We start from the raw sequence: 21,049 nt of genomic DNA on the forward strand, positions 1-21,049 counted from the left end.
CCCGCGGGGCGCCTGTTCTTCCGGGGGCTCGCCGGTGATGGCCGGGTCGACGCCGTGGGGACGAGGTTACGCGCCCCCGCGCCGGAGGCGCCACGGGCGCCGGACCGGAGGTGCCGCACGGCGCCGCGCCGGGGGCACCGCCGGGTCCGCGCACGGGGGGGAGGGCGGCCCCTCGGCACGGGCGCCGTCGACCCCAGGGCCGTGACCCGTCCGGGTGCGGCCGTCCGAGGCACGCCCCCGTCCACCCCTCGCCGGACCGCGAACGGTAGGTGACGCTTCAACCACTGCCCCTCGCCGACGAAGGACACCCTCATGGCCCGCTCCCGCACCTGCCGCTCGACCGCCGCCCTCGTCGCGTCCTTCGCCGTGGGCCTCGTCCTCACGGGCTGCGCCGCCGCGGCGCCGGGCCCGGTGGCCGCGGTCGACGCGCCGGTCGTGGTGCAGGCCGCCCCGCGCATCGCCCCGGTGGCGGCGACCGCCCGGCCGGAGGCCCCCCGCGCGCTCGCCCTGCACGCCGACGGGGACGCCGTCGTGGCCACGTGGGAGGCCCCCGAGGGACCGGGAGCCGTGGTGACGGGCTACGAGCTCTTCGTCGACGACGCCCCGGCGGTCGTCCTCGACGCGGCCGCACGGTCCTCCCGCCTCGCGGGCGTGGTGCCGGGCGACGGCGTGCTGGTGCAGCTCCGGGCGGTCGCGGGCGACCTGCCCGGCCGCACCGCCGAGGCCTCGCTCGAGCGCGTCTACCGCGCCCCCGCCCCCCGCTGGGCGCTCGAGGAGGAGCGGACGGCCACGGCGGCGACCGTGGCCGCGGTGGCCGCGGCGCCCGTGGCCCCGGCCCGCGCCGCGTCCTCCTCGCCTGCGGCCGTCCCCGCGTCCGCGCGGGTGGCGGCGGAGCGGTCCGTCGCGCCGGCGCCCGCCCCGGCGAGCAGCCCCGCGGCCCCGGACTGGGCGGCCCTGTACCGCGCGGTGGAGGGCTCGGTCGTGCAGGTCTCCCGGGAGGGCTGCGCGCCCGGCGACGCCTCCACCGGCACGGCCTTCTTCGTCGGCGCCGACCTGCTCGCGACGGCCGCGCACGTCGTCGAGGACGCGGCCTCCCTCGGCGTGGTCGTGGGCGGCCGGTACGAGACGGCGGAGGTCGTCGGGCTCGACGTCGCGCAGGACGTGGCGCTCCTGCGCCTGCCCACCGAGCACCCCGGGCTGGCGCTCCCCCTCGCCACGGAGCTCCCGCCCGTCGGCACGCCCCACGCGCTCGTCGGCTTCGCCTCCGGCCTGGGCCAGAGCCTGCAGCTGGGCACGGTGTCCTCCGTGCTGCCGGCCTTCGCCGGCGTCGGCGGCGCCGCCCTCACCGACGCGGTGCAGAGCGACGTGCAGACCTCGCCGGGGGCCAGCGGCGGCCCGTGGCTCCTCGCCGACGGCACCGTCGTCGCCCTCACGAGCACGGGCGTCGACACCAACGTCACCGTCGGCGCGGGCGCCCCGACCGCCGCGGCGCTCGTCGCCGCCTGGAGCCGGGCGCCGCAGGCCCTCACCGCCTGCTGACGCGGCGGTCGCGCCGCGTCCGGACGCGAGGACGGGGCCGCCCCGCCGAGCACCTGCTCGGCGGGGCGGCCCCGTCCTGGTCCAGCGGGCCGGTCAGTCGCAGCGGGCCAGGTCGACGTCGCGCTCGGTGGCCAGGGACGCGGTCTCCCGCTCGTAGCCGCGGATGGCCTCGACCTTCTCGGCCGAGGCCGACGACGGGTCGAAGCGGTAGCCCAGCCACTCCTTGGCGAGCCGGCGCGCCAGCTCCAGGCCGACGACCCGCTGGCCGAGGCACAGCACCTGGGCGTCGTTCGACATCACGGCGCGCTCGACGGAGAAGCCGTCGTGCGCCGTCACCGCCCGGACGCCGGGCACCTTGTTGGCGCTGATGGCGACCCCCAGCCCGGTCCCGCAGACGAGCAGCGCGCGGTCGGCGCGCCCGTCCGCCACCCGACGCGCGGCCTCGACCGCCACGTGCGGGTAGGCCGTGCTGTCGTCGCCGTTGACACCGACGTCGACCACCTCGGCGACGCGCTCGTCCGCCTCCAGGTCCGCCTTGAGCGCGTCCTTGTACTGCACGCCCGCGTCGTCGGCCCCGACGACGACCCTCCAGCCCTGCTCCGCCACAGCTCCTCCTCCGCTCGTCGTGTCCGGACCGGGTCCGGTCCGGCGTCCGTGTCCTGCTGGGCCAACGCGGCACCCCGACCACGCATGCCCCTGACCACGCCTGCCCCCGACGACGGACGCCCCCGGTCGCCGGCGCGGGCCCGCCCCGGCTCAGCCGCGCAGCACCCCGGCGAGGGTGCGGGCGACCATGCCGAAGGAGGTCGCCCCGGCGTCCGGGGTGCCGAGGCTCCGCTCGGCCAGCGGCCGCGCGCGCCCCACCCTCGGGCGGAGGTCGGCCGTCGCCGTCGCGGCCTCCTCCGCCGACGTCGCCGCGGCGTCCCACGCGGTGGCGAGGTCGTCGCCGGCCTCCACGCGCTGGCGCAGCGCGGTGCGGAAGGGCTCGATGGCGTCGAGCATCGTCTTGTCGCCCACCGACGCGCCGCCGAGCCGCAGCAGGACGTCCATGCCGGCGTCGACGGCGTCGACGACGTCCGCCGCGCCCGGGCGGGCCTCGTCGCCCAGCCGGGCGCCGACGGCGGTCAGGGCCGCCCCCCACAGCACGCCGCTCGTGCCGCCGGCGCGGTCGGCCCAGGCGGCGCCCGCCGCACGGACGGCGCCGCCGGTCCCGCGGCCCTGCTCCTGCGCCTCCCGGGCGGCGTCGAGGGCGGCGCGGCTGCCACGCACCATCCCGCGGCCGTGGTCGCCGTCGCCGGCGACGGCGTCGATGCGGCCCAGCTCGTCCTCGGCGCCGGCCATCTCCGCCACCACCGCCTCGGCGCCGCGGACGACGTCGGGCACGAGGGCGCGGGACTCCTCAGAGCCGCGCGAGGCCTCCTCCGGCGGCGGCGCGGACGCCGCGGCGGCCTCCTCGGCCGAGCGCTCCGGACCCTGCTCGAGGTCGTCGGTGGAGCCCTTGCGATAGGCCGGGGAGTCCGCCGGCGCGCGCCACCAGCGCTCGAGGTCCTCGTCGAGCCACATGAGCGTGAGGGAGACGCCGCCCATGTCGAGGCTCGTGACGAGCTCGCCGACCTCGGGCTCGACGACCTCGAGGCCCGCCTCCCGCAGCAGGCGCGCCACCGTCCTCCAGAGGACGAAGAGCTCCTCGTACTTCACGGTGCCGAGCCCGTTGAGGACGGCGGCGACGCGGCGCGGCCCCTCCCCGAGGTCCTCGGGCGCCTCGGCCAGCACGCCGTCGACGAGGCGGGCCGCCAGCTCGGCGGCGGTCGGCATGTCCTCGTCGGAGACGCCCGGCTCGCCGTGGATGCCGAGCCCGACGCTCATGACGCCCTCGGGCACGGTGAACAGCGGCGCGTCCGCCCCGGGCAGCGTGCAGCCCGTGAAGGCCACCCCGAGGCTGCGCGTGCGGTCGTTGGCCCGCCGCGCCGCCTCCTCCACGCCGTCGAGGTCGAGGCCCTCCTCGGCCGCGGCGCAGGCGCACTTGAAGACGGTGACGTCGCCCGCGATGCCGCGGCGCTTGGCCACCTCGTCCCCGCCGGCGCTCGCGACGTCGTCCGTGACGGCCACGTACCGCGCGTCCACGCCCTCGGCGCGCAGGTGCTCGACGGCGAGGCCGAAGTTGAGGACGTCGCCCGCGTAGTTGCCCGTGGTGAGGAGCACGCCGCCCCCGCCGTGCGCCGCGCGGCTCACGGCGGCGGCCTCGGTGGCCGACGGCGACGTGAAGACGTTGCCGACGACGGCGCCGTCGGCGTACCCGGGCCCGACGACGCCGCAGAACGCCGGGTAGTGGCCGGACCCGCCGCCGACGACGACGGCGACCTTGCCCTCGCGCGTCGCCCGGGCGCGGACCACGCCCCCGGGCACCCCGACGACGCGCCCGACGTGCGCGTCGAGGAAGCCGGCGAGGGCGTCCTCGCTGAAGGTGGCGGGGTCGTCGTGCAGGCGCGTCATCGCGTCTCCGCTCGCTCGCGGCCGGTCGTGACCGGCTCTGGTGGCTGGCCTGGGGTGCTGCGCGCCGGTGACAGGTCCCGACGCGAGCACGATGGTGCTGGGCGTCCCTTCACGCAAGGCGCCCCAGCTCGCGGGCGCCGGCGGGGACGCCGGCGCCAGGCTGCGTGCTCCCGCTCTCGTCGACGTCCGCCAGGACTCCCACGGCCTCCCGGGTGGCCGGGTACAGGGACGCGAAGGCGCCCGCCAGGTCGTCGTAGAGGCCGCGCAGAGCCGGGTCGGGCTCGACCAGCCGACCGGGGCGCGACCAGTCGGTCCCGCGAGGGACGAGCCCGACGCCCTCGGCCGCCAGGAGCGCCGCGCCGTAGGACGCCCCGATGGCCTCCTCCGGCACGACCTGGGCCCGGCCGGTGACGTCGCTCGTGATCTGGGTCCACAGCCCTCCGCGGGTTCCCCCGCCCACGGCGACGACCGGCCGGCTGGCCCCGGCGGCGTCGTCGAAGAGGTCGAGGACCTGGGCGACGCCGAGGGCGATCCCCTCGAGGGCGGCCCGGTAGAGGTGCCCCCGCCCGTGGCGGAGAGTGAGCCCGGCGACGACCCCGCGGGCCCTGGGGTCGAAGACGGGGGTCCGCTCGCCCGCCAGGTAGGGCAGGACGAGGAGCCCGTCGGCGCCGGGCGCGATCCCCGCGGCCTCACGCACCAGCTCCTCGAAGGACGCCCCGCCGGTCAGGTCCTGGACCCACGCCGTGAGGCTGCCCGCCGTCGCGGTGCCGCCCGACAGCGTGTAGGTGCCCTCGTCGAGGCCGCAGGTGGCCCAGAGGGGCGGCCGGCGGCGCAGGCCGGGTGAGACCTGGACGGCGAAGCTCGTCGAGCCGTACATGAGCATGAGGTCACCGGGTCGGCGCACGCCGGCGCCGAGGGCCTCCACCCAGGCGTCGACCGCCCCTGCGACGACGGGCAGGTCCTCCGGCAGGCCCGTCAGGGCCGACGCCGAGGCCGTCACGGCGCCGACGACGTCGTCCGGGGCGACGAGCCGCGGCAGCGGGAGGTCGCCCACCACGTCGACCGCCCAGTCCTCGCTCCACCCTCGGGAACGGAGGTCGTAGAGGGGGGCGCACTGGCTGGCCGTGTGGTGGTCGAGCGCGTCGACCCCCGTCAGCCGCTGCACGACGAAGGAGCTGCAGCCGTGCCACGTCCTGGCCCGCGCCCACGCCTCGGGGCGCCTCCGCCGGGCCCACAGCAGCTTCGGCCCGAGCGCTTGGCTCGACAGGCCCGAGCCGCAGCGCTCCTCGAGGGCGGCGGGGCCGAGCATCTCGCCGAGCTCGTCCACCTCCGCGCTGGCCCGCGAGTCGACTCCGTAGAGCACCGCGGGGCCGAGGGCGCGCCCGTCGTCACCGACGAGCACGAGGCACGGACCGATGCCGCTCGGGCAGACGGCGGACAACCTGTCCCCCGGCGGGACGAGGGGCACGAGCTCCCGGCAGAGGGCGACGACGTCGCCCCACCAGTCCACCTCGGCGTCCATCTCCGCCCAGCCGGGACGGGGGAGGCTCATGCGGTGAGCGCGTGACGACGAAGCCACGACCTCCCCGTCCGGCCGCACGAGCACCGCCTTGCTGCTGCTCGTGCCGATGTCGACGCCGAGGACGACGTCGCCCATCAGGACCACCCTGGCCGGGGACCGACCGCTGCGCCGCGCCGTCGTGACACCTGTCGAGCGTAGGTGACGGCCCCCGGACACCGCGGCGGGCGCCCCCTCAGCGCAGACGCCGGCCCCCGTCGGGGTCGAAGAGGTGCACCCGTGCGGCCGGCGCCCGCAGGACGACCCGCTCACCGGGGGCGTAGCGCTGGTCGGGGTCCGTCTGGACCACCACGCCGCTGTCCACCCCCGGGACGTCGAGCGTCGCGAGCCCGAACTCGAGCAGGTGCTCGAAGACGCGCACCACCGCTGGCACCCCGTCGTCCGGAGCGAGCGCCTGCCCGCCCTCCACGCGCGACAGCCGGGCGTCCTGGGGACGCAGCCCGACGGTGACCCGGTCCCCCTCCGCCACTCCGGTGGCGGCCGTCGCCAGCCCCGCGCCGCGGGCGGAGCCGGGCTCGCCGAGCAGCACACGGGCGCCGGCGCCGCCACGCGCCACCAGACCCTCGACGAGGTTGATCTTCGGCTCGCCCACGAAGTCGGCGACGAAGAGGTTCGCCGGGTCGTCGAAGACCTCGTCCGGCGTCCCCAGCTGCTGGATGACGCCGCCGTCCATGACGGCCATGCGGTCGGCCAGGCTGAGGGCCTCGAGCTGGTCGTGGGTGACGACGACGGTCGTGTAGCCGGACTCGCGCTGGAGGACCTTGAGCTCGCGGCGCACGCGCTGGCGCTGCGCGGCGTCGAGGTGGGAGAGCGGCTCGTCGAGCAGGAGCACCGGAGGGTTGCGGACGAGCGCGCGGGCCAGCGCGACCCGCTGCTTCTGGCCGCTCGAGAGCCCGGCCGGGCGCAGGTCGAGCAGGTCGGTCATCTCCAGGCGCTCGGCGATGGCCTCGACGCGCGCGACGGCGTCACGGGACCTCCGGGCCTTGAGCCCGTACGCGAGGTTCTCGCGCACGTCCAGCGGCGGGTAGAGGGCGTAGCTCTCGAAGCCCACGCCGACGTCCCGCTTGCCCGGCGGCAGGTCGCCGACGGAGCGGTCGCCGATCCAGATCTCCCCCGACGTCACGGTCTCGAGGCCGGCCACCATGCGCAGGGTGGTCGTCTTCCCGCAGCCGGAGGGACCGAGGAGGGCGACGAGCTCGCCCGGGTGGACCTCCATGTCCAGGCCCTTGACGGCCTCGAAGGGCTCGCGGCCGCGGGTGGCGTAGACCTTGCGCAGCGACCGCAGGCTCAACCCCTGCGGCTCGGTCGTCCCAGGGCGGGGCCTGGCGTCCGTCTGGGTCATCGGGAGTCCTCCGTGGTGGTCCTCGGACCGGCGGCGACCGCAGCCGGACGGCCGCCCGCGAGTGGCGCGGCGGTGCGGACGGCGGCGGTGTCCTCCCCGGGGGCGCCGTGCGCGAAGACGTGCACGCGCGCGGCGGGGACGGCGAGGCGGACGGCGTCCCCCTCCGCCAGCGGCGCCTCCGACTCGTCCACGGCGATGAGGTGGTGCCGACCTCCCCCGAGGTCGACCTCGAGCTCGACGGCGCGGCCGAGCCGCTCGGCCAGCCGGACCCTGCCCTCGACGCGCACGCCCCGCGCGCCCTCACCGGCGAGGACGGCCTGCCCCCGGTCCGGAGCACCGCCGACGACGTCGTCGCCGGGGACGAGCGTCAGGTCGCGCGGGCGGATGCCGACCCGCGCCCGGTCGCCCGCCCGGAGGTCGGCCCCCCGCGGGACGGGGACGCGCACGGCTCCCTCCGCGGCGACGAGCTCACCCCCGTCCACGACCGCGTCGAGCAGGTTGATCTCGGGCTGCCCCAGGGCCTTGGCGACGAAGGAGTCGACCGGCCTCTCCCAGACGTCCTCGGGCGTGCCGACCTGCACGAGCCGCCCCTCGCGGAGGACGGCGACCCGGTCGCCCAGGGCGAGCGCCTCCTGGTAGTCGTGCGTGACGTACAGCGACGTGGTGCTCGACATCGAGCCGAGCTGCTTCAGCTCGGCCCGCATGGCCGCCCGGAGCTTGGCGTCGAGGTGGGACAGCGGCTCGTCGAGGAGGTAGGCGTCGGCGGGTCGCACGAGGACGCGACCCAGGGCGACGCGCTGGCGCTGGCCGTTGGAGAGCTCGCGGGGGAAGCGCTCGAGCAGGTGGTCGATGCCGAGGGTCGTCGTCACGGCCTCGATGCGCGTCCGCTGCTCGCTCTCGGAGTAGCTGCCCGTCCGACCGGAGCGCAGCGGCGAGGCGAGGTTCTGCGAGACCGTCTTCTGCGGGTAGAGCGCGTAGCTCTCGAAGGCCATGGCCACCCGCCGGTGGTAGGGCTGCACGCCCTCCATGTCCCGGCCGCCGATGGCCACCCGGCCGCCGTCGAGCTCGACGAGGCCGGCGACCGCCTTGAGGGTCGTCGTCTTGCCCGCCCCGGAGGGCCCGAGCACGACGAAGAACTCCCCGTCGCCCACCTCGAGGCTGAGGTCGGCCACCCCACGCTTCTTCCCGTAGGTCTTGGTGACGCCCTCCAGCACGACGCCGGCCATCAGCTCTTCACCGCCCCGAACGAGAGTCCGCGCACGAGGTACCGCTGGATGGTCAGCGCCAGCACGAGCGGTGGCAGGGCGCCGATGAGGGCCGCCGCCGCGGTGAGGTTGTAGTAGGCCTGGCCGCCGCCCCCCAGGTAGCGGGCCACCGCCACCGTGATCGTGCCGTTGGTCCCACCCGTGAGGATCAGCGGGAAGATGTAGCTGTTCCAGGCGAAGATGAAGGCGAGCAGGGCAGCCGCCGCGATGCCCGGCCGCACCAGGGGCAGAGCCACCATGACGAAGGCCCGTCGCCGGGTGTACCCGTCCAGCAGCGCCGCCTGCTCGAGGTCCTCGGGCAGGTCCTCGAAGTAGGACCGGAGGATCCAGATGACGAGCGGCATCGTCACCAGCTGGAGCACCCAGACGAGGCCGAGCTTGGTGTCGAAGAGACCGATCTGGTTGTAGATGACGAACAGCGGGACGATGACCATGAGCTCGGGCGCGAAGCGGAAGGAGAGGATGGTGAACATCAGGTCGTCCGAGCCGCGGAAGCGCCACCGACCCGCCGCGTAGGCCGCGGGGATGCCGATGACGAGCGAGACGAGCACGGCGCCGCCGCACGAGAGGACGCTCGAGACGAGGGCTGACAGGAAGTTGACGCTGGTGAGCCGCGTGCCCTGGTCGGAGAGCACCGTGGAGAAGTTCTCCAGGGTCGGCGAGAAGGCGAAGTAGGTGCTGGTCTGCTCGGCGCTCGTCTTCAGCGAGAGCAGCACCAGCCACAGCAGGGGGAAGAGCGAGAAGACGAACCAGACCAGCAGCAGCAGGTCCGCGCCCACCGCTGCGGGTGTGAAGCGCCGCTGCCCGGGCATCAGCTCGGCGGCCGCCATCAGTCCTCCGCTCCCGCAGCTCGCCGCTGCGCCTTGCCGAGCACGCTCACGAGGTAGCGCGCGGTGATGAACACGAGGGCCCAGAGCAGGAACATGTACGTCGCGCCCAGGGAGTAGTTGGAGAACACGATCGAGTTCTGGAACGCGGCGATCTGCAAGGTCGTCGTCGTGGTGCCCGGACCACCTGCGGTCAGCACGTACACGTGGTCGAAGATCTTCAAGCAGTCCATGAAGCGGAAGATGACCGCCACGAGGATGTAGGGCCACATCATCGGCAGCATGAGCCTGCGGAACATGTAGAACCAGCTCGCACCGTCGACCGCCGAGGCCTCGAAAGGTTCTCTGGGCAGCGAACGCACCCCCGCGAGGACGAGGATGGCCACGAACGGTGTGAAGATCCAGACGTCGACGAGGATGACCGAGAAGAGCGCCGTCGAGCTGCCCAGCCAGTCGAAGGACCCCAGCCCGAGCACGTGGTTGAGCACGCCGAACTGCGAGTTGAACATCAGCCGCCACAGGACGCCGGCGATCGCCGGGGCGATCATCAGCGGAAGGATGAGCACCTTCTCGAACACCGAGCCGATCCGGCTCGCCCGGTACAGGAGCAGCGCGATGCCGACGCCCAGGACCGTCTCCACGGCGGTCGTCACGACGGCGTAGACGAGGGTCGTCCGGACCGCGGCCCAGAAGGTCGCGCTCGTGAGGACCTGCTGGAAGTTGCTGAGGCCTACGACGCTGACGGAGCCGGTGTTGCGTGCGGCGTAGTCCAGCAGCGTGTACCAGGCGGAGAGCGCGAAGGGGTAGAGGATGAAGATCGTGACGGCGAGCGCCGGCACCGCCAGGAAGTAGGGCCAGAGTCGACGGCGCCACGCCGGCACGGCCCGCAGCCGGGACGGTTCCGGCGGTGGCGGCTCCTGCCGCGCCCGGCGCTCCGAGGTGGTGGTCGTCATCGCCTCACCCCTGGTTGACGGCGGTCGTGCTGCGGTCGGCCAGGGAGTCGAGCTCGCTCTGCGCGTCCGCGCCGTTGTAGATGTTCTGCAGGGAGGTCGCCCAGTCCTCCGTCGTCTGGAAGAACGCCTGCTGGGGGGTGAACTGGATCGTCGTCGAGTCGATGACCTTCTCGAAGGTCTCCTGGTACCCGGGGAAGGCGCCCAGCGTCTGGACGAAGGAGTCGTTGAAGACAGACTCGCGGACCGGGTCGGCGAAGGCGCCCTGCTGCACGGCCTCGTTCATGGCGTCCTTGCCCGTGGCCCACTGCATGAAGAGCCAGGCGGCGAGCTTGTTCTTCGACGCGGAGTTCATGCCCCAGGACCAGGTCCACAGGTTGGTGGCGTAGCTGCCGTCAGGACCGGCGGGGCCCGGGTGCCATGCCAGGTTGCCCGCCTCGGCGCTCGCGCCGGGCTGGTTCTGCGGGTAGGTGGCGGAGTCCGCGTCGAAGACCATCGCGGCACTGCCGTTGCCCAGGTCGCGCGTGCAGTCGGGGTACTCGTACGAGGTCCAGTTCGCCGGGCCGGCGTTCCGAGCGAGGTCCGCCCACTTCTGCGTGAAGGCGACGGCCTCGGGACTGTTCATCGCCGCGGTCAGCTCGCCGTCCGCCGACGTGTAGTCGACGGCTCCCTCGCGCGTGTACTGGGTCATGTAGCCGGGGTGGATGGTCGCCCAGCTCTTGGAGCCGCGGAAGGCGATGCCGTACCGGCCGGCCGAGCGGTCCGTGAGGTCGGTGGCCAGCTCGACGAGCTCGTCGAAGGTCTCCGCGGGTCGCACGCCCCGCTCGTCGAAGAGGCGCTTGTTGTAGGCGATGACGTTGGTCTCGAAGCCCCAGGGGATGGCCCACTGGCCGCCGGTGCCGATGGGGCTGCCCGTCTGGAAGTCCCACTGGGTCGCCTTGCGCAGGCCCTCGTAGATGTCCTCGAAGTCGTAGTCGGCGTTGGTGGCCGACTCGTTGGCGATCCAGGGGCCGAGGTCCTCCATCCACCCAGGGGGGCCGTAGGTCCAGATGAAGTAGGCGCCGGTCATGAAGACGTCGTAGTTGCCGCCCTGTCCCTGGAGCTCGGTGTTGAGGCGCGTGAAGTAGTCGGCCTCCGGGACGAGCTCGGGGACGACCTCGATGCCGGTGAGCTCGGTGAACTCGCCGAGCAGGGGCTGGAAGCTCTGCTGGTACGGGTGCGGGGTCTGCAGCACGTTGAGCGTCGTCCCCGACGCCTTCTTCCAGTCGAAGGCGCCGGTGACCTCGTCGGCGGCGCTGCCCGCGGAGGCTCCTCCGGAAGAGCCCGTGCCGGTACCTACCCCGCACGCGTTGAGCAGGGGGATGCTGCCGAGCCCGGCGCCCGCGAGACCCAGGGACTTGAGGACGCTGCGACGGCTGTGGTCGTGACCGCGGTGGGCCGAGGTGCTCATGGAGGCTCCCTGGGGGCGCGTGGTGGCGTGGGGGACGACCCGTCGGACCGACGGGTGGCGAGACGAGGTGCCGTCCGGTGACGGGCGTGGACGACCGGCGGCCGGAGCACGGTCGGGCCGCGGGGCGCGGGGCGCGGGCCGAACGAGCCCACGCCCCGTCGGCGGTCAGGCCGGCGAGCGGCCGTCGGGGATGAGCGACACCTTCACCGAGCGCGAGGAGTCGGAGACCAGGTCCAGGCCCTCCTGGAAGCGGGACACCGGCAGCTGGTGCGAGCAGATGTCGTCCAGCGGCAGGACGCCGGACTCGATCATCGCGATGGCAGCCGGCCACGTGTAGGCGCCGAGGTGGGCGCCGAGGACGTCGAGCTCCTTGTCGTCGCTGATGATCGACCAGTCGACCGAGACGGCCTCCTTGAAGACCGAGTACTCGACGTAGGTGCCGCGCTTGCGCAGGAGGTTGAGCCCCTGCCCGACCGCCGACGGATGACCCGTGCCCTCGATGTAGACGTCGGCGCCCTCGCCGTCGGTGAGGCCTCGGACGACCTCGAGGACGTCCTCCTCGGCGATGTTGACCACCACGTCGGCGCCACACCGCTTCGCGAGCTCGAGCTTGGCCGGCACGGCGTCCAGCGCCACCACGTGGGCGGGCGACTTGGCGCGGGCTCCCGCGACCATGCCGAGGCCGATGGGCCCGCACCCCGCGACCACGACGGTGTCGCCGAACCGGATGCCGGCTCGCTCGACCGCGTGCAGGGAGCACGCCAGCGGCTCGGCGAAGGCGGCGTGCTGCGGCGGGATCGAGGGGTCCACCCGGTGCACCCGAGCGTTGGCGGGGAAGACCATGTACTCGGCCATGGCCCCGGGCGTCGCCCGCTTGAAGCCGAAGAGGACGTGAGGACCGCACATGTGGTAGTCGCCGCGCAGGCAGTACCGGCACTGCCCGCACGGGACGATCTGCTCCGCCACGACGCGATCTCCGACCTGCACGCCCCAGCGACGGGCGGCCTCGTCGTCGAGCTCGACGACCTCACCGACGAACTCGTGCCCGGGGACCACCTCGGTCTCCGCCCACGCCGGGCGGTCGTCGTCGCCCCAGAACTTGGCGGCACCGTGGTAGCACTTCAGGTCGCTCGCGCAGATCCCCACCGCCTGGACCCGGACGAGCGCCTCGCCCGGCCCGGCGGTCGGCACCGGCAGCTCCTCCAGCCGGTAGTCCCGCGGACCGTGGCAGACGACCGCCTGCATCGTCCTCGGAGTCGCGTCCTGCTCGGCATCGCTCACATCAGGCTCCTCACCGCGTTCGCCGCGTCTCTGCGTGCTGGCCCGGGGCAGGCCCGCCGGCTCCGGTGCCGACGGCGAGGACGCTAGGACACCGCAGCACGGTTGTCCAGCACATCTGTGCAGCGGGGATGACGTGTGCAGACGCGCGAGCTCGGGGCGTGCGGCGGGACGGCCCCCTAGGCTGGGCGGAGCACGGGCCCGCGGGCGCACGCGCGCGGAGATGACGCGGGCGAGCCCGGGACTGCGGCAGGAGGTGGCCATGGCGAGCGCGACACCGGCTCCTCCGTCGGCTGCGCCGGGGGCCCGCGAGGACGGCGCCGGCGCACGCTTCTCCCCCGAGCTCATGTACGCCGCCGCCCGCATGTACTACCTCGAGGAGGCGACCCAGGCCCAGGTCTCCGCCCGCCTGGGCACCAGCCGCGCCACCGTGAGCAGGCTGCTGTCCGAGGCCCGGCGCCAGGGCATCGTCCGGATCGAGGTGGTCGCTCCTCCCCTCGCGGACGACGGCGACCTCGCCGACCGGCTCGCGAGCGTCCTGGGGCTCCGCGCCGTCCACCTCGGCGCCGCGGCGCCGACCGGCCGGTCCGCGGACCTCGGCATCACCCTGGGGCCCGCTGTGGCACGGGTCCTCGCGGAGGTCGGCCTCGAGCCGGGTGACGTCCTCCTCGTCTCGTCCGGACGCAGCACCTACGAGGTCGCGGGGACCGACCTGCCGCACCTCCCCGGGGTCCGCGTCGCTCCGACCGTGGGGGGGACCGACCAGGCGGACGCGTGGTACCAGACGAACGAGGCCACGCGGCGGGTCGCCGAGCGTCTCGGAGGGACACCGCTCTTCCTCTTCGCGCCGGCCCTGCCCGGGCCGGGGCTCTACGAGGAGCTGCTCGCCGACCCGGGCACGCGACGCGTCCTCGACGCCTGGGACGAAGCCAAGGTGGCGTTGGTGGGCATCGGCGCCCCGCCGCGCACGCGCACCTCGCTCGCGTCCTTCGTCGACCGGGGCGATCCCGTGATCATGGGCGCGACGGGTGACGTCTGCAACCGCTTCTTCGACGAGCAGGGGCGTCCGGTGGCCTTCCGCGGAGCCGAACGGCTCGTGGCGACGACGCTGGACCACCTGCGCGCGCTCGAGCGCTGCGTCGCCGTGGCGGTCGGGACCGAGAAGGTCCCGAGCATCACGGCCGCCGCCCGGGCCCGCTGCATCACCGACCTCGTCACCGACCCCGTCACCGCCCGCGCCCTCCTGGCGGCTAACCGGCCCGACGCCGACGCCGACTGAGCGGCACCTCCGTCCGGCGTGCGCCGTCGGGGGGCGGGTCGGCGTCCGGGCGTCTGGGAAGATCGGCCCATGCCCGACGCGCGCACCCCGCAGGTCCCCGACAAGCCCTCCCTCGACGGCCTCGAGGACCGCTGGGCACCCGTCTGGGAGGACGCCGGCACCTACCGCTTCGACCGCGGCGCCGAGCGGGCGGACGTCTTCTCCATCGACACGCCCCCGCCGACGGCGTCCGGCTCGCTCCACGTCGGCCACGTCTTCTCCTACACGCACACCGACCTCGTGGCGCGCTTCCAGCGCATGCGCGGGAAGCACGTCTTCTACCCGATCGGCTGGGACGACAACGGCCTGCCGACCGAGCGGCGGGTGCAGAACTACTTCGGCGTCCGCTGCGACCCCTCGCTCCCCCACGACCCGGGCTTCGAGCCGCCCCAGCGCGGCGGCGAGGGCAAGAGCGTCAAGGCGGCCGACCAGGTGCCCGTCGACCGCCGCACCTTCACGCGCCTGTGCGTGGAGCTGACGCACGAGGACGAGAAGGCCTTCGAGGCGCTGTTCCGCCGCCTCGGGCTGTCGGTGGACTGGACGCAGCAGTACACGACCATCGACGACCGCTCCCGCGCCGTCTCCCAGCAGGCCTTCCTCGCGAACCTCGAGCGCGGGCAGGCCTACCAGGCCCAGGCGCCGGGGCTGTGGGACGTCACGTTCCAGACCGCCGTGGCGCAGGCCGAGCTCGAGGCCCGCGACTACCCGGGCGCCTTCCACCGGGTCGCCTTCTCCCGCAGCGGCTCCGGCGAGCCGCTGCACATCGAGACGACCCGGCCCGAGCTCATCCCCGCCGTCGTGGCGCTCGTCGCCCACCCCGACGACGAGCGCTACCAGCCGCTGTTCGGCACGACGGTGCGCTCGCCGCTCTTCGACGTCGAGGTGCCCGTGCTGGCCCACCCGGCCGCCGAGCCCGACAAGGGTGCGGGCATCGCCATGTGCTGCACCTTCGGCGACCTCACCGACGTCCAGTGGTGGCGCGACCTGCAGCTGCCGACCCGCCCCGTCGTGGGGCGCGCGGGCCGCCTCGACCGCGAGACCCCGGAGTGGATCACCAGCGAGCGCGGCCGCGAGGTCTACGCCGACCTCGCGGGCAAGACGGCGTTCTCCGCGCGCGAGGCCGTCGTCGCCGCCCTGCGCGAGAGCGGCGACCTCGACGGCGAGCCCGTGCCGACCCAGCGCAAGGCCAACTTCTTCGAGAAGGGCGACAAGCCGCTCGAGATCGTCACGAGCCGGCAGTGGTACCTGCGCAACGGCGGCCGCGACGGCGACCTGCGCCAGCAGCTGCTCGACCGCGGCGCCGAGCTCGACTTCCACCCCGCCTTCATGCGCGTGCGCTACGAGAACTGGGTCGGCGGGCTCACCGGGGACTGGCTCGTCAGCCGCCAGCGCTCCTACGGCGTCCCGATCCCCGTCTGGTACCCGCTCGACGAGGACGGCGAGCCCCGCCACGACGCGCCGATCACCCCGGCCGTCGCCGACCTGCCCGTCGACCCCTCGAGCGACGCGCCCGCGGGCTACGAGGAGTCGCAGCGGGGCGTCCCGGGCGGCTTCGTCGGCGAGACCGACGTCATGGACACCTGGGCGACGTCGTCGCTGAGCCCGCAGATCGCCGGCGGGTGGGGCGAGCACGGCGGCGACGCCGACCTGTGGTCGCGCGTGGCGCCCTTCGACCTGCGCCCGCAGGGCCAGGACATCATCCGCACCTGGCTGTTCTCGACGGTCGTGCGCGCCCACCTCGAGGACGACGCCCTGCCGTGGCGGAACGCGGCGATCAGCGGCTGGATCCTCGACCCCGACCGCAAGAAGATGAGCAAGTCCAAGGGCAACGTCGTCACGCCGCTGGACCTCCTCGAGAAGCACGGCACCGACGCCGTCCGCTACTGGGCCGCCTCGGCCCGCCTCGGCACGGACGCCACCTTCGACGAGGCGCAGATGAAGGTCGGGCGGCGCCTGGCCATCAAGGTGCTCAACGCCAGCAAGTTCGTCCTCGGGTTCGGGTCGGCGCCCGTCGAGGACGTCACCGAGCCGGTCGACCGCGCGGTGCTCGCCGGTCTGGCCGACGTCGTCGAGGAGGCCACCGCCGCCCTCGAGGCCTACGACCACCAGCGCGCCCTGTCGGTCACCGAGACGTTCTTCTGGCGCTTCTGCGACGACTACCTCGAGCTGGTGAAGGACCGCGCGTACGCGGGAGGCGCCGCCGACGCCGGGGCGGGCGCCCGTTCGGCCCGGGCCGCGCTCTCGGCCGCCCTCGACGTGCTGCTGCGCCTCCTCGCGCCGTTCATCCCCTTCGCGACGGAGGAGGTGTGGTCGTGGAGCCACGACGGCGCCTCCGTGCACCGCGCGGCGTGGCCCGTCGCCGCGCCCCTGCGCGAGGCGGCCGGCGACGCCGAGCCGCGGCTGCTGGGCGTCGTCGGCAGCGCGCTGGCCGGCGTCCGCAAGGCCAAGTCGCAGGCGAAGGTCTCGCAGCGCACCGAGGCCTCGCACGCCGTCGTCTCGGCCCCCGCCGACGACGTCGCGCTGCTGCGCTCCGCGGCGGACGACCTGCGGGGCGCCGGGCGCGTGCGCGAGCTCGACCTGCGCGAGGGCGGCGACGAGGTCGTCGTCAGCGACGTGGAGCTCGTCACCGAGGAGGCCTGAGCGACGACCGGGGACGCGCAGCCGTGCGGTCGAGAGCTGTCCGCACGGCTGTGCGTCCCCGGTCGGCTCACCGCTCTCCGCGCAGCTGACGGCGACGGACGACGCTGACCCGCCACGCCTGCTCCCGGCACCCCTCCGGGTCGATGCTCAGACGCCGGTGCGGGAAGCGCAGCGTCACGACGCCGGCCTCGGCGACCAGGGCGTCGCGGGCGAGGTCGCGCTCCCGCTGCTGCGGACCGTCGTGGTACGCGCGTCCGTCGAGCTCGACCGCGAGGAGCGCCTCGTCGTCGAAGAGGTCGAGGACGACCGAGCGACCGCGCACGCTGAGCGGCGCCTGCCAGCGCCAGGTCGAGAAGCGCGCCCCGGTGAAGACCACCTGGTGCCCCCAGAGCTCCAGCTCGCTGGTGCAGCCGGCCTCGAGGAGGCCCACGAGGTGGCAGAGCGCCGCACGCCCCGGGAGCCGCGGGTGGCGGGCGAGCTCGGCGGCCAGCCGGCCCGGGGTCGTGAGCCGTCGCTGGACGGCGACCAGGGCCAGCGCCCGCTGGGCGTCCTGCTGCAGCAGCGGCCAGGAGGCGACGACGGCCTCCTCGAGCGGGACGACCGGCAGTCCCTCGCGCTGCCACGTCCGTCGCGGCCGTCGGGTGCGGTGCACGCGGACGGGAACGGGGGCGGTCGCGCCCGCACGCGGTCGTCGCGCGTGGTCGACGACGACGTCGACGGCGCCGGTCTCCGGCACCGGGAGCCCCCACAGGCGCAGCGCGCTGAGGTGGCTGACCGCGGCGCCCGGCCCGGCGTACTCCGTGGCCGCCCGGCACCGCGACGGCCACGACTCGAGCTCGTCCGGCAGGAGGTAGGTCCGCGGCAGAGCGCGCACCAGGCGACCCGCGCGGGCGGCCCAGTCCAGGGCCTCGGCCGAGGTGGCGCCGACCACCGCCGCGCGACCGGCGACGCCGCCCCGCCGCCGCGCCTCGTCCACCGCGCGCGATGCCATCCCCGTACTCCACCGCGGAGCTGCGCCCGCACGGCGGCACCTCCACGCAGCTGTGGACGGTGGACGCCGGCGGGGCACCTGTGGATCCCTGGAAGGCCCGACCGGGGACGCGCAGCCGTGCCCTCGGGGACGCGCCGCACGGCTGCGCGTCCCCGGTCGTCGGGCACCGGCGGCCTACCCCGCCGGCGGCCCCGGCAGCAGTCTGGCGGCGCCGGTGCGGGCCCTGCTCAGGCCGACTTCTCCCGGCGCTCGCGCTTGCGGGGAGCGGCCGTGCCCGCGTCGCGCGGCACGAGGGTCGGCAGCACGTTCTCGAGCACGACCTCGCGGGTGATGACGACGCGGGCGACGTCCTCGCGGGAGGGGATGTCGAACATCACCGGCATCAGCACCTCCTCCATGATCGCGCGCAGGCCGCGGGCGCCGGTGCCGCGCAGGATCGCCTGCTCGGCGATGGCGCGGACAGCGTCGGGCGTGAACTCGAGCTCGACGCCGTCGATGTCGAACATGCGCTGGTACTGGCGCACGAGCGCGTTGCGCGGCTCGGTGAGGATCTTGACGAGCGCGTCGGCGTCGAGCTTGCTCACCGTCGTGATGACGGGCAGGCGCCCGATGAACTCGGGGATGAGCCCGAACTTCGTGAGGTCCTCGGGCATGACCTGCCCGAAGACGTCGACGTCCTCGTTCTTCGTGTGGAGCTGGGCGCCGAAGCCGACCCCGCCCTTGCCGACGCGGGAGGCGATGATCTCCTCGAGGCCGGCGAAGGCGCCGCCCACGACGAAGAGCACGTTGGCCGTGTCGATCTGGATGAACTCCTGGTGCGGGTGCTTGCGCCCGCCCTGCGGCGGCACCGACGCCGTCGTCCCCTCGAGGATCTTCAGCAGCGCCTGCTGCACGCCCTCGCCGGAGACGTCGCGCGTGATCGACGGGTTCTCGCTCTTGCGGGCGATCTTGTCGACCTCGTCGATGTAGATGATCCCCTGCTCGGCCTTCTTGACGTCGTAGTCGGCGGCCTGGATGAGCTTGAGGAGGATGTTCTCGACGTCCTCGCCGACGTAGCCCGCCTCGGTGAGGGCCGTGGCGTCGGCGATGGCGAACGGCACGTTGAGCATCCGGGCGAGGGTCTGCGCCAGGTACGTCTTGCCGGTGCCCGTCGGGCCGATGAGGAGGATGTTCGACTTGGCGAGCTCGACCGCGTCCTCGCGGGAAGCGCCCGCGGCCGGGGCGGCCTGGACCCGCTTGTAGTGGTTGTAGACCGCGACGGCCAGCGCCCGCTTGGCGGCGTCCTGGCCGACGATGAACTCCTCGAGGAAGTCGAAGATCTCGCGGGGCTTGGGGAGGTCGACGAGGCCGAGCTCGCTGGCCTCCGCCAGCTCCTCCTCGATGATCTCGTTGCAGAGGTCGATGCACTCGTCGCAGATGTACACGCCGGGTCCGGCGATGAGCTTCTTGACCTGCTTCTGGCTCTTCCCGCAGAACGAGCACTTCAGCAGGTCGCCACCGTCACCGATGCGCGCCACGGCCCTGCTCCTCCCTGCTGCTGCTCACCCGGCGTCCGCCGGGCCGTCCATCACACCACGCGACCCGCCTCGGCGGGGCCGCCGCGCCGGGCGGGCGGGAAGTCCACCCGCCCGGCGCGCTGCGCTCGTCGACGCGAGCCGCCCGGCCTCAGGCCGGGACCTGCACCCGGCCCTTGCGGCTCGGCAGGATCTGGTCCACCAGGCCGTAGTCCAGCGCCTGCGAGGCCGTGAGGATCTTGTCGCGCTCGATGTCCAGGCGCACCTGCTCGACGTCGCGGTTGCTGTGCAGCGCCGTCGTCTCCTCGAGCCACGTGCGCATGCGCAGCGCCTCGGCCGCGTGGATCTCGATGTCCGAGGCCTGCGCGTAGTCGCCGCTGGAGAGCGCCGGCTGGTGGATGAGCACGCGGGCGTTCGGCAGCGCCAGGCGCTTGCCGGGAGCCCCGGCCGCGAGGATCACGGCCGCCGCGGACGCCGCCTGCCCGAGGCAGACGGTCTGGATGTCCGGCTTGACGTACTGCATCGTGTCGTAGATCGCCGTCAGCGCCGTGAAGGAGCCGCCGGGCGAGTTGATGTACATGACGATGTCGCGGTCCGGGTCCATGGACTCCAGGACGAGGATCTGCGCCATGACGTCGTCGGCGGACGCGTCGTCCACCTGCACCCCGAGGAAGATGACGCGGTCCTCGAAGAGCTTGTTGTACGGGTCCTGCCGCTTGAAGCCGTAGGCCGTCCGCTCCTCGAACTGCGGGAGGATGTAACGGCTGCTGGGCGACTGCGGCGCCACCCCGCCCGCGGCGCGGGCGATCGCGCTGTGGTCTGCCATCGGTGCCCTCCTCAGCTCGTGCCGCCACCACCGCGGACGTCCGCGGCGTGGGCCTCGACGTGGTCGATGAAGCCGTACTCGAGCGCCTCGGCGGCCGTGAACCAGCGGTCGCGGTCGTTGTCGAGGTTGATCTGCTCGACCGACTTGCCGGTCTGCTGCGCCGTCAGCTCGCTGAGCGTGCGCTTCATGTTGTTGATGAGCTCCGCCTGGATCCGGATGTCGCTCACCGTGCCGCCGAAGCCGCCGGAGGGCTGGTGCATCATGATCCGCGCGTGCGGGGTGGCGTAGCGCTTGCCCTTCGCGCCCGAGGAGAGCAGGAACTGCCCCATCGACGCCGCGAGGCCCATGCCGTACGTCGCCACGTCGGGCTTGACGAACTGCATCGTGTCGTAGATCGCCATGCCGGCCGTCACCGAGCCGCCGGGCGAGTTGATGTAGAGGTGGATGTCCTTCTCCGGGTCCTCCGCCGCCAGCAGCAGCATCTGCGCGCAGATGGCGTTGGCGTTCTCGTCGCGGACCTCGGAGCCCAGCCAGATGATCCGCTCGCGGAGCAGCCGCTGGTAGATGTGCTCGTCGAGCCCCACGCTCCCGCCGGGCCCGCGGGCGGTCACGCCGTCCGCGCCTGGTGCGTTCACCACGCTCATCGCTCCGTCCTCGACGGGGCTGCCCGCTGGCGCGGGCTCCGCCCCTGCTCGTCCGTCCTGCACTGCACCGGTCCCCGCTCGTCCGGCGCTCTCGCGCCGGGCCCGCCGGGGCCCCGGAGGTCATCCCTCAAGGTCTGGCAGCGACCCTAACCCCCTGCCCCCGGCCGCCGTTCCGGCGCACCGCGGGTGTTCGCCGTGGGCGCACCGCGCTCCCGCGGCCGGGCGCCGTCGCGCTGTGGCGCCGGCCCCGCCGACGTCTCGGAGGCTCCGCTCGCAGGCCCGCCGTGCCGCCCGCGGACAGCGGACCGGGCCGGGCTGGGAGCGGGGGGGGGGGGGGGGGGGGGGGGGGGGGGGGGGGGGGGGGGGGGGGGGGGGGGGGGGGGGGGGGGGGGG

16 protein-coding genes are annotated in these 21,049 nt (G+C 74.5%); 3 read left to right on the top strand and 13 right to left on the bottom strand.

The window, feature by feature from the left end; translation table 11 throughout:
• Window positions 1-312 precede the first annotated feature (312 nt).
• The gene (locus WDV85_RS15955) at window positions 313-1,539 is read left to right on the top strand and encodes a S1 family peptidase (protein WP_339571564.1); all 1,227 of its coding nucleotides are present in this window, start codon (window positions 313-315) and stop codon (window positions 1,537-1,539) included.
• 93 nt (window positions 1,540-1,632) lie between these two features.
• Here WDV85_RS15955 and WDV85_RS15960 read toward each other — a convergent pair whose 3' ends face one another.
• The 9 genes from WDV85_RS15960 to WDV85_RS16000 form a co-directional block, all read right to left on the bottom strand.
• Complete coding sequence (locus WDV85_RS15960; RefSeq protein WP_339571565.1) at window positions 1,633-2,145, bottom strand: ribose-5-phosphate isomerase; 513 nt, start codon at window positions 2,143-2,145, stop codon at window positions 1,633-1,635.
• 150 nt (window positions 2,146-2,295) lie between these two features.
• Window positions 2,296-4,032, bottom strand: a complete 1,737-nt coding sequence (locus WDV85_RS15965; protein ID WP_339571566.1) for a dihydroxyacetone kinase family protein — start codon at window positions 4,030-4,032, stop codon at window positions 2,296-2,298.
• Window positions 4,033-4,141: 109 nt separating this feature from the next.
• Window positions 4,142-5,689, bottom strand: coding sequence for an FGGY-family carbohydrate kinase (locus WDV85_RS15970; RefSeq protein ID WP_339571567.1), 1,548 nt, complete (start codon window positions 5,687-5,689; stop codon window positions 4,142-4,144).
• A gap of 97 nt (window positions 5,690-5,786) precedes the next feature.
• A complete protein-coding gene (locus WDV85_RS15975; RefSeq protein ID WP_339571568.1) occupies window positions 5,787-6,953 on the bottom strand; it encodes an ABC transporter ATP-binding protein in 1,167 nt (388 codons plus the stop codon).
• Window positions 6,950-8,179 (bottom strand): ABC transporter ATP-binding protein, encoded by a 1,230-nt coding sequence (locus WDV85_RS15980; protein WP_339571569.1) that lies wholly within the window; start codon window positions 8,177-8,179, stop codon window positions 6,950-6,952. The genes WDV85_RS15975 and WDV85_RS15980 overlap by 4 nt, the downstream gene beginning before the upstream one ends.
• The gene (locus WDV85_RS15985; RefSeq protein WP_298804598.1) at window positions 8,179-9,048 is read right to left on the bottom strand and encodes a carbohydrate ABC transporter permease; all 870 of its coding nucleotides are present in this window, start codon (window positions 9,046-9,048) and stop codon (window positions 8,179-8,181) included. The genes WDV85_RS15980 and WDV85_RS15985 overlap by 1 nt, the downstream gene beginning before the upstream one ends.
• Complete coding sequence (locus WDV85_RS15990) at window positions 9,048-9,998, bottom strand: carbohydrate ABC transporter permease (RefSeq protein ID WP_339571570.1); 951 nt, start codon at window positions 9,996-9,998, stop codon at window positions 9,048-9,050. Before WDV85_RS15990 ends, WDV85_RS15985 begins: the two co-directional genes overlap by 1 nt.
• A gap of 4 nt (window positions 9,999-10,002) precedes the next feature.
• Window positions 10,003-11,445, bottom strand: coding sequence for an ABC transporter substrate-binding protein (locus tag WDV85_RS15995; RefSeq protein WP_339571571.1), 1,443 nt, complete (start codon window positions 11,443-11,445; stop codon window positions 10,003-10,005).
• A gap of 165 nt (window positions 11,446-11,610) precedes the next feature.
• Window positions 11,611-12,690: an alcohol dehydrogenase catalytic domain-containing protein gene (locus tag WDV85_RS16000; RefSeq protein WP_339571612.1), complete on the bottom strand. Its 1,080-nt coding sequence runs from the start codon at window positions 12,688-12,690 to the stop codon at window positions 11,611-11,613.
• Between the two features lie 295 nt (window positions 12,691-12,985).
• Between WDV85_RS16000 and WDV85_RS16005 the strand changes: the two genes are divergently transcribed.
• Complete coding sequence (locus tag WDV85_RS16005) at window positions 12,986-14,002, top strand: sugar-binding transcriptional regulator (protein ID WP_339571572.1); 1,017 nt, start codon at window positions 12,986-12,988, stop codon at window positions 14,000-14,002.
• Window positions 14,003-14,071: 69 nt separating this feature from the next.
• Window positions 14,072-16,681, top strand: coding sequence for a valine--tRNA ligase (gene valS / locus WDV85_RS16010; RefSeq protein WP_339571573.1), 2,610 nt, complete (start codon window positions 14,072-14,074; stop codon window positions 16,679-16,681).
• A gap of 67 nt (window positions 16,682-16,748) precedes the next feature.
• On the opposite strand, the gene WDV85_RS16015 is transcribed toward valS, so the two are convergent.
• From WDV85_RS16015 to WDV85_RS16030, 4 genes are all read right to left on the bottom strand, one after another.
• Window positions 16,749-17,672 (bottom strand): DUF559 domain-containing protein, encoded by a 924-nt coding sequence (locus tag WDV85_RS16015; protein WP_339571574.1) that lies wholly within the window; start codon window positions 17,670-17,672, stop codon window positions 16,749-16,751.
• Between the two features lie 227 nt (window positions 17,673-17,899).
• Window positions 17,900-19,189: an ATP-dependent Clp protease ATP-binding subunit ClpX gene (gene clpX, locus WDV85_RS16020; RefSeq protein WP_339571575.1), complete on the bottom strand. Its 1,290-nt coding sequence runs from the start codon at window positions 19,187-19,189 to the stop codon at window positions 17,900-17,902.
• A gap of 148 nt (window positions 19,190-19,337) precedes the next feature.
• A complete protein-coding gene (locus WDV85_RS16025; protein ID WP_339571576.1) occupies window positions 19,338-20,012 on the bottom strand; it encodes an ATP-dependent Clp protease proteolytic subunit in 675 nt (224 codons plus the stop codon).
• Between the two features lie 11 nt (window positions 20,013-20,023).
• On the bottom strand, window positions 20,024-20,656 hold the full coding sequence (locus tag WDV85_RS16030; protein ID WP_339571577.1) for an ATP-dependent Clp protease proteolytic subunit: 633 nt from the start codon (window positions 20,654-20,656) through the stop codon (window positions 20,024-20,026).
• Between the last annotated feature and the right edge of the window lie 393 nt (window positions 20,657-21,049).

The organism is Pseudokineococcus sp. 5B2Z-1, assembly GCF_037482305.1.
GTDB lineage: Bacteria > Actinomycetota > Actinomycetes > Actinomycetales > Quadrisphaeraceae > Pseudokineococcus.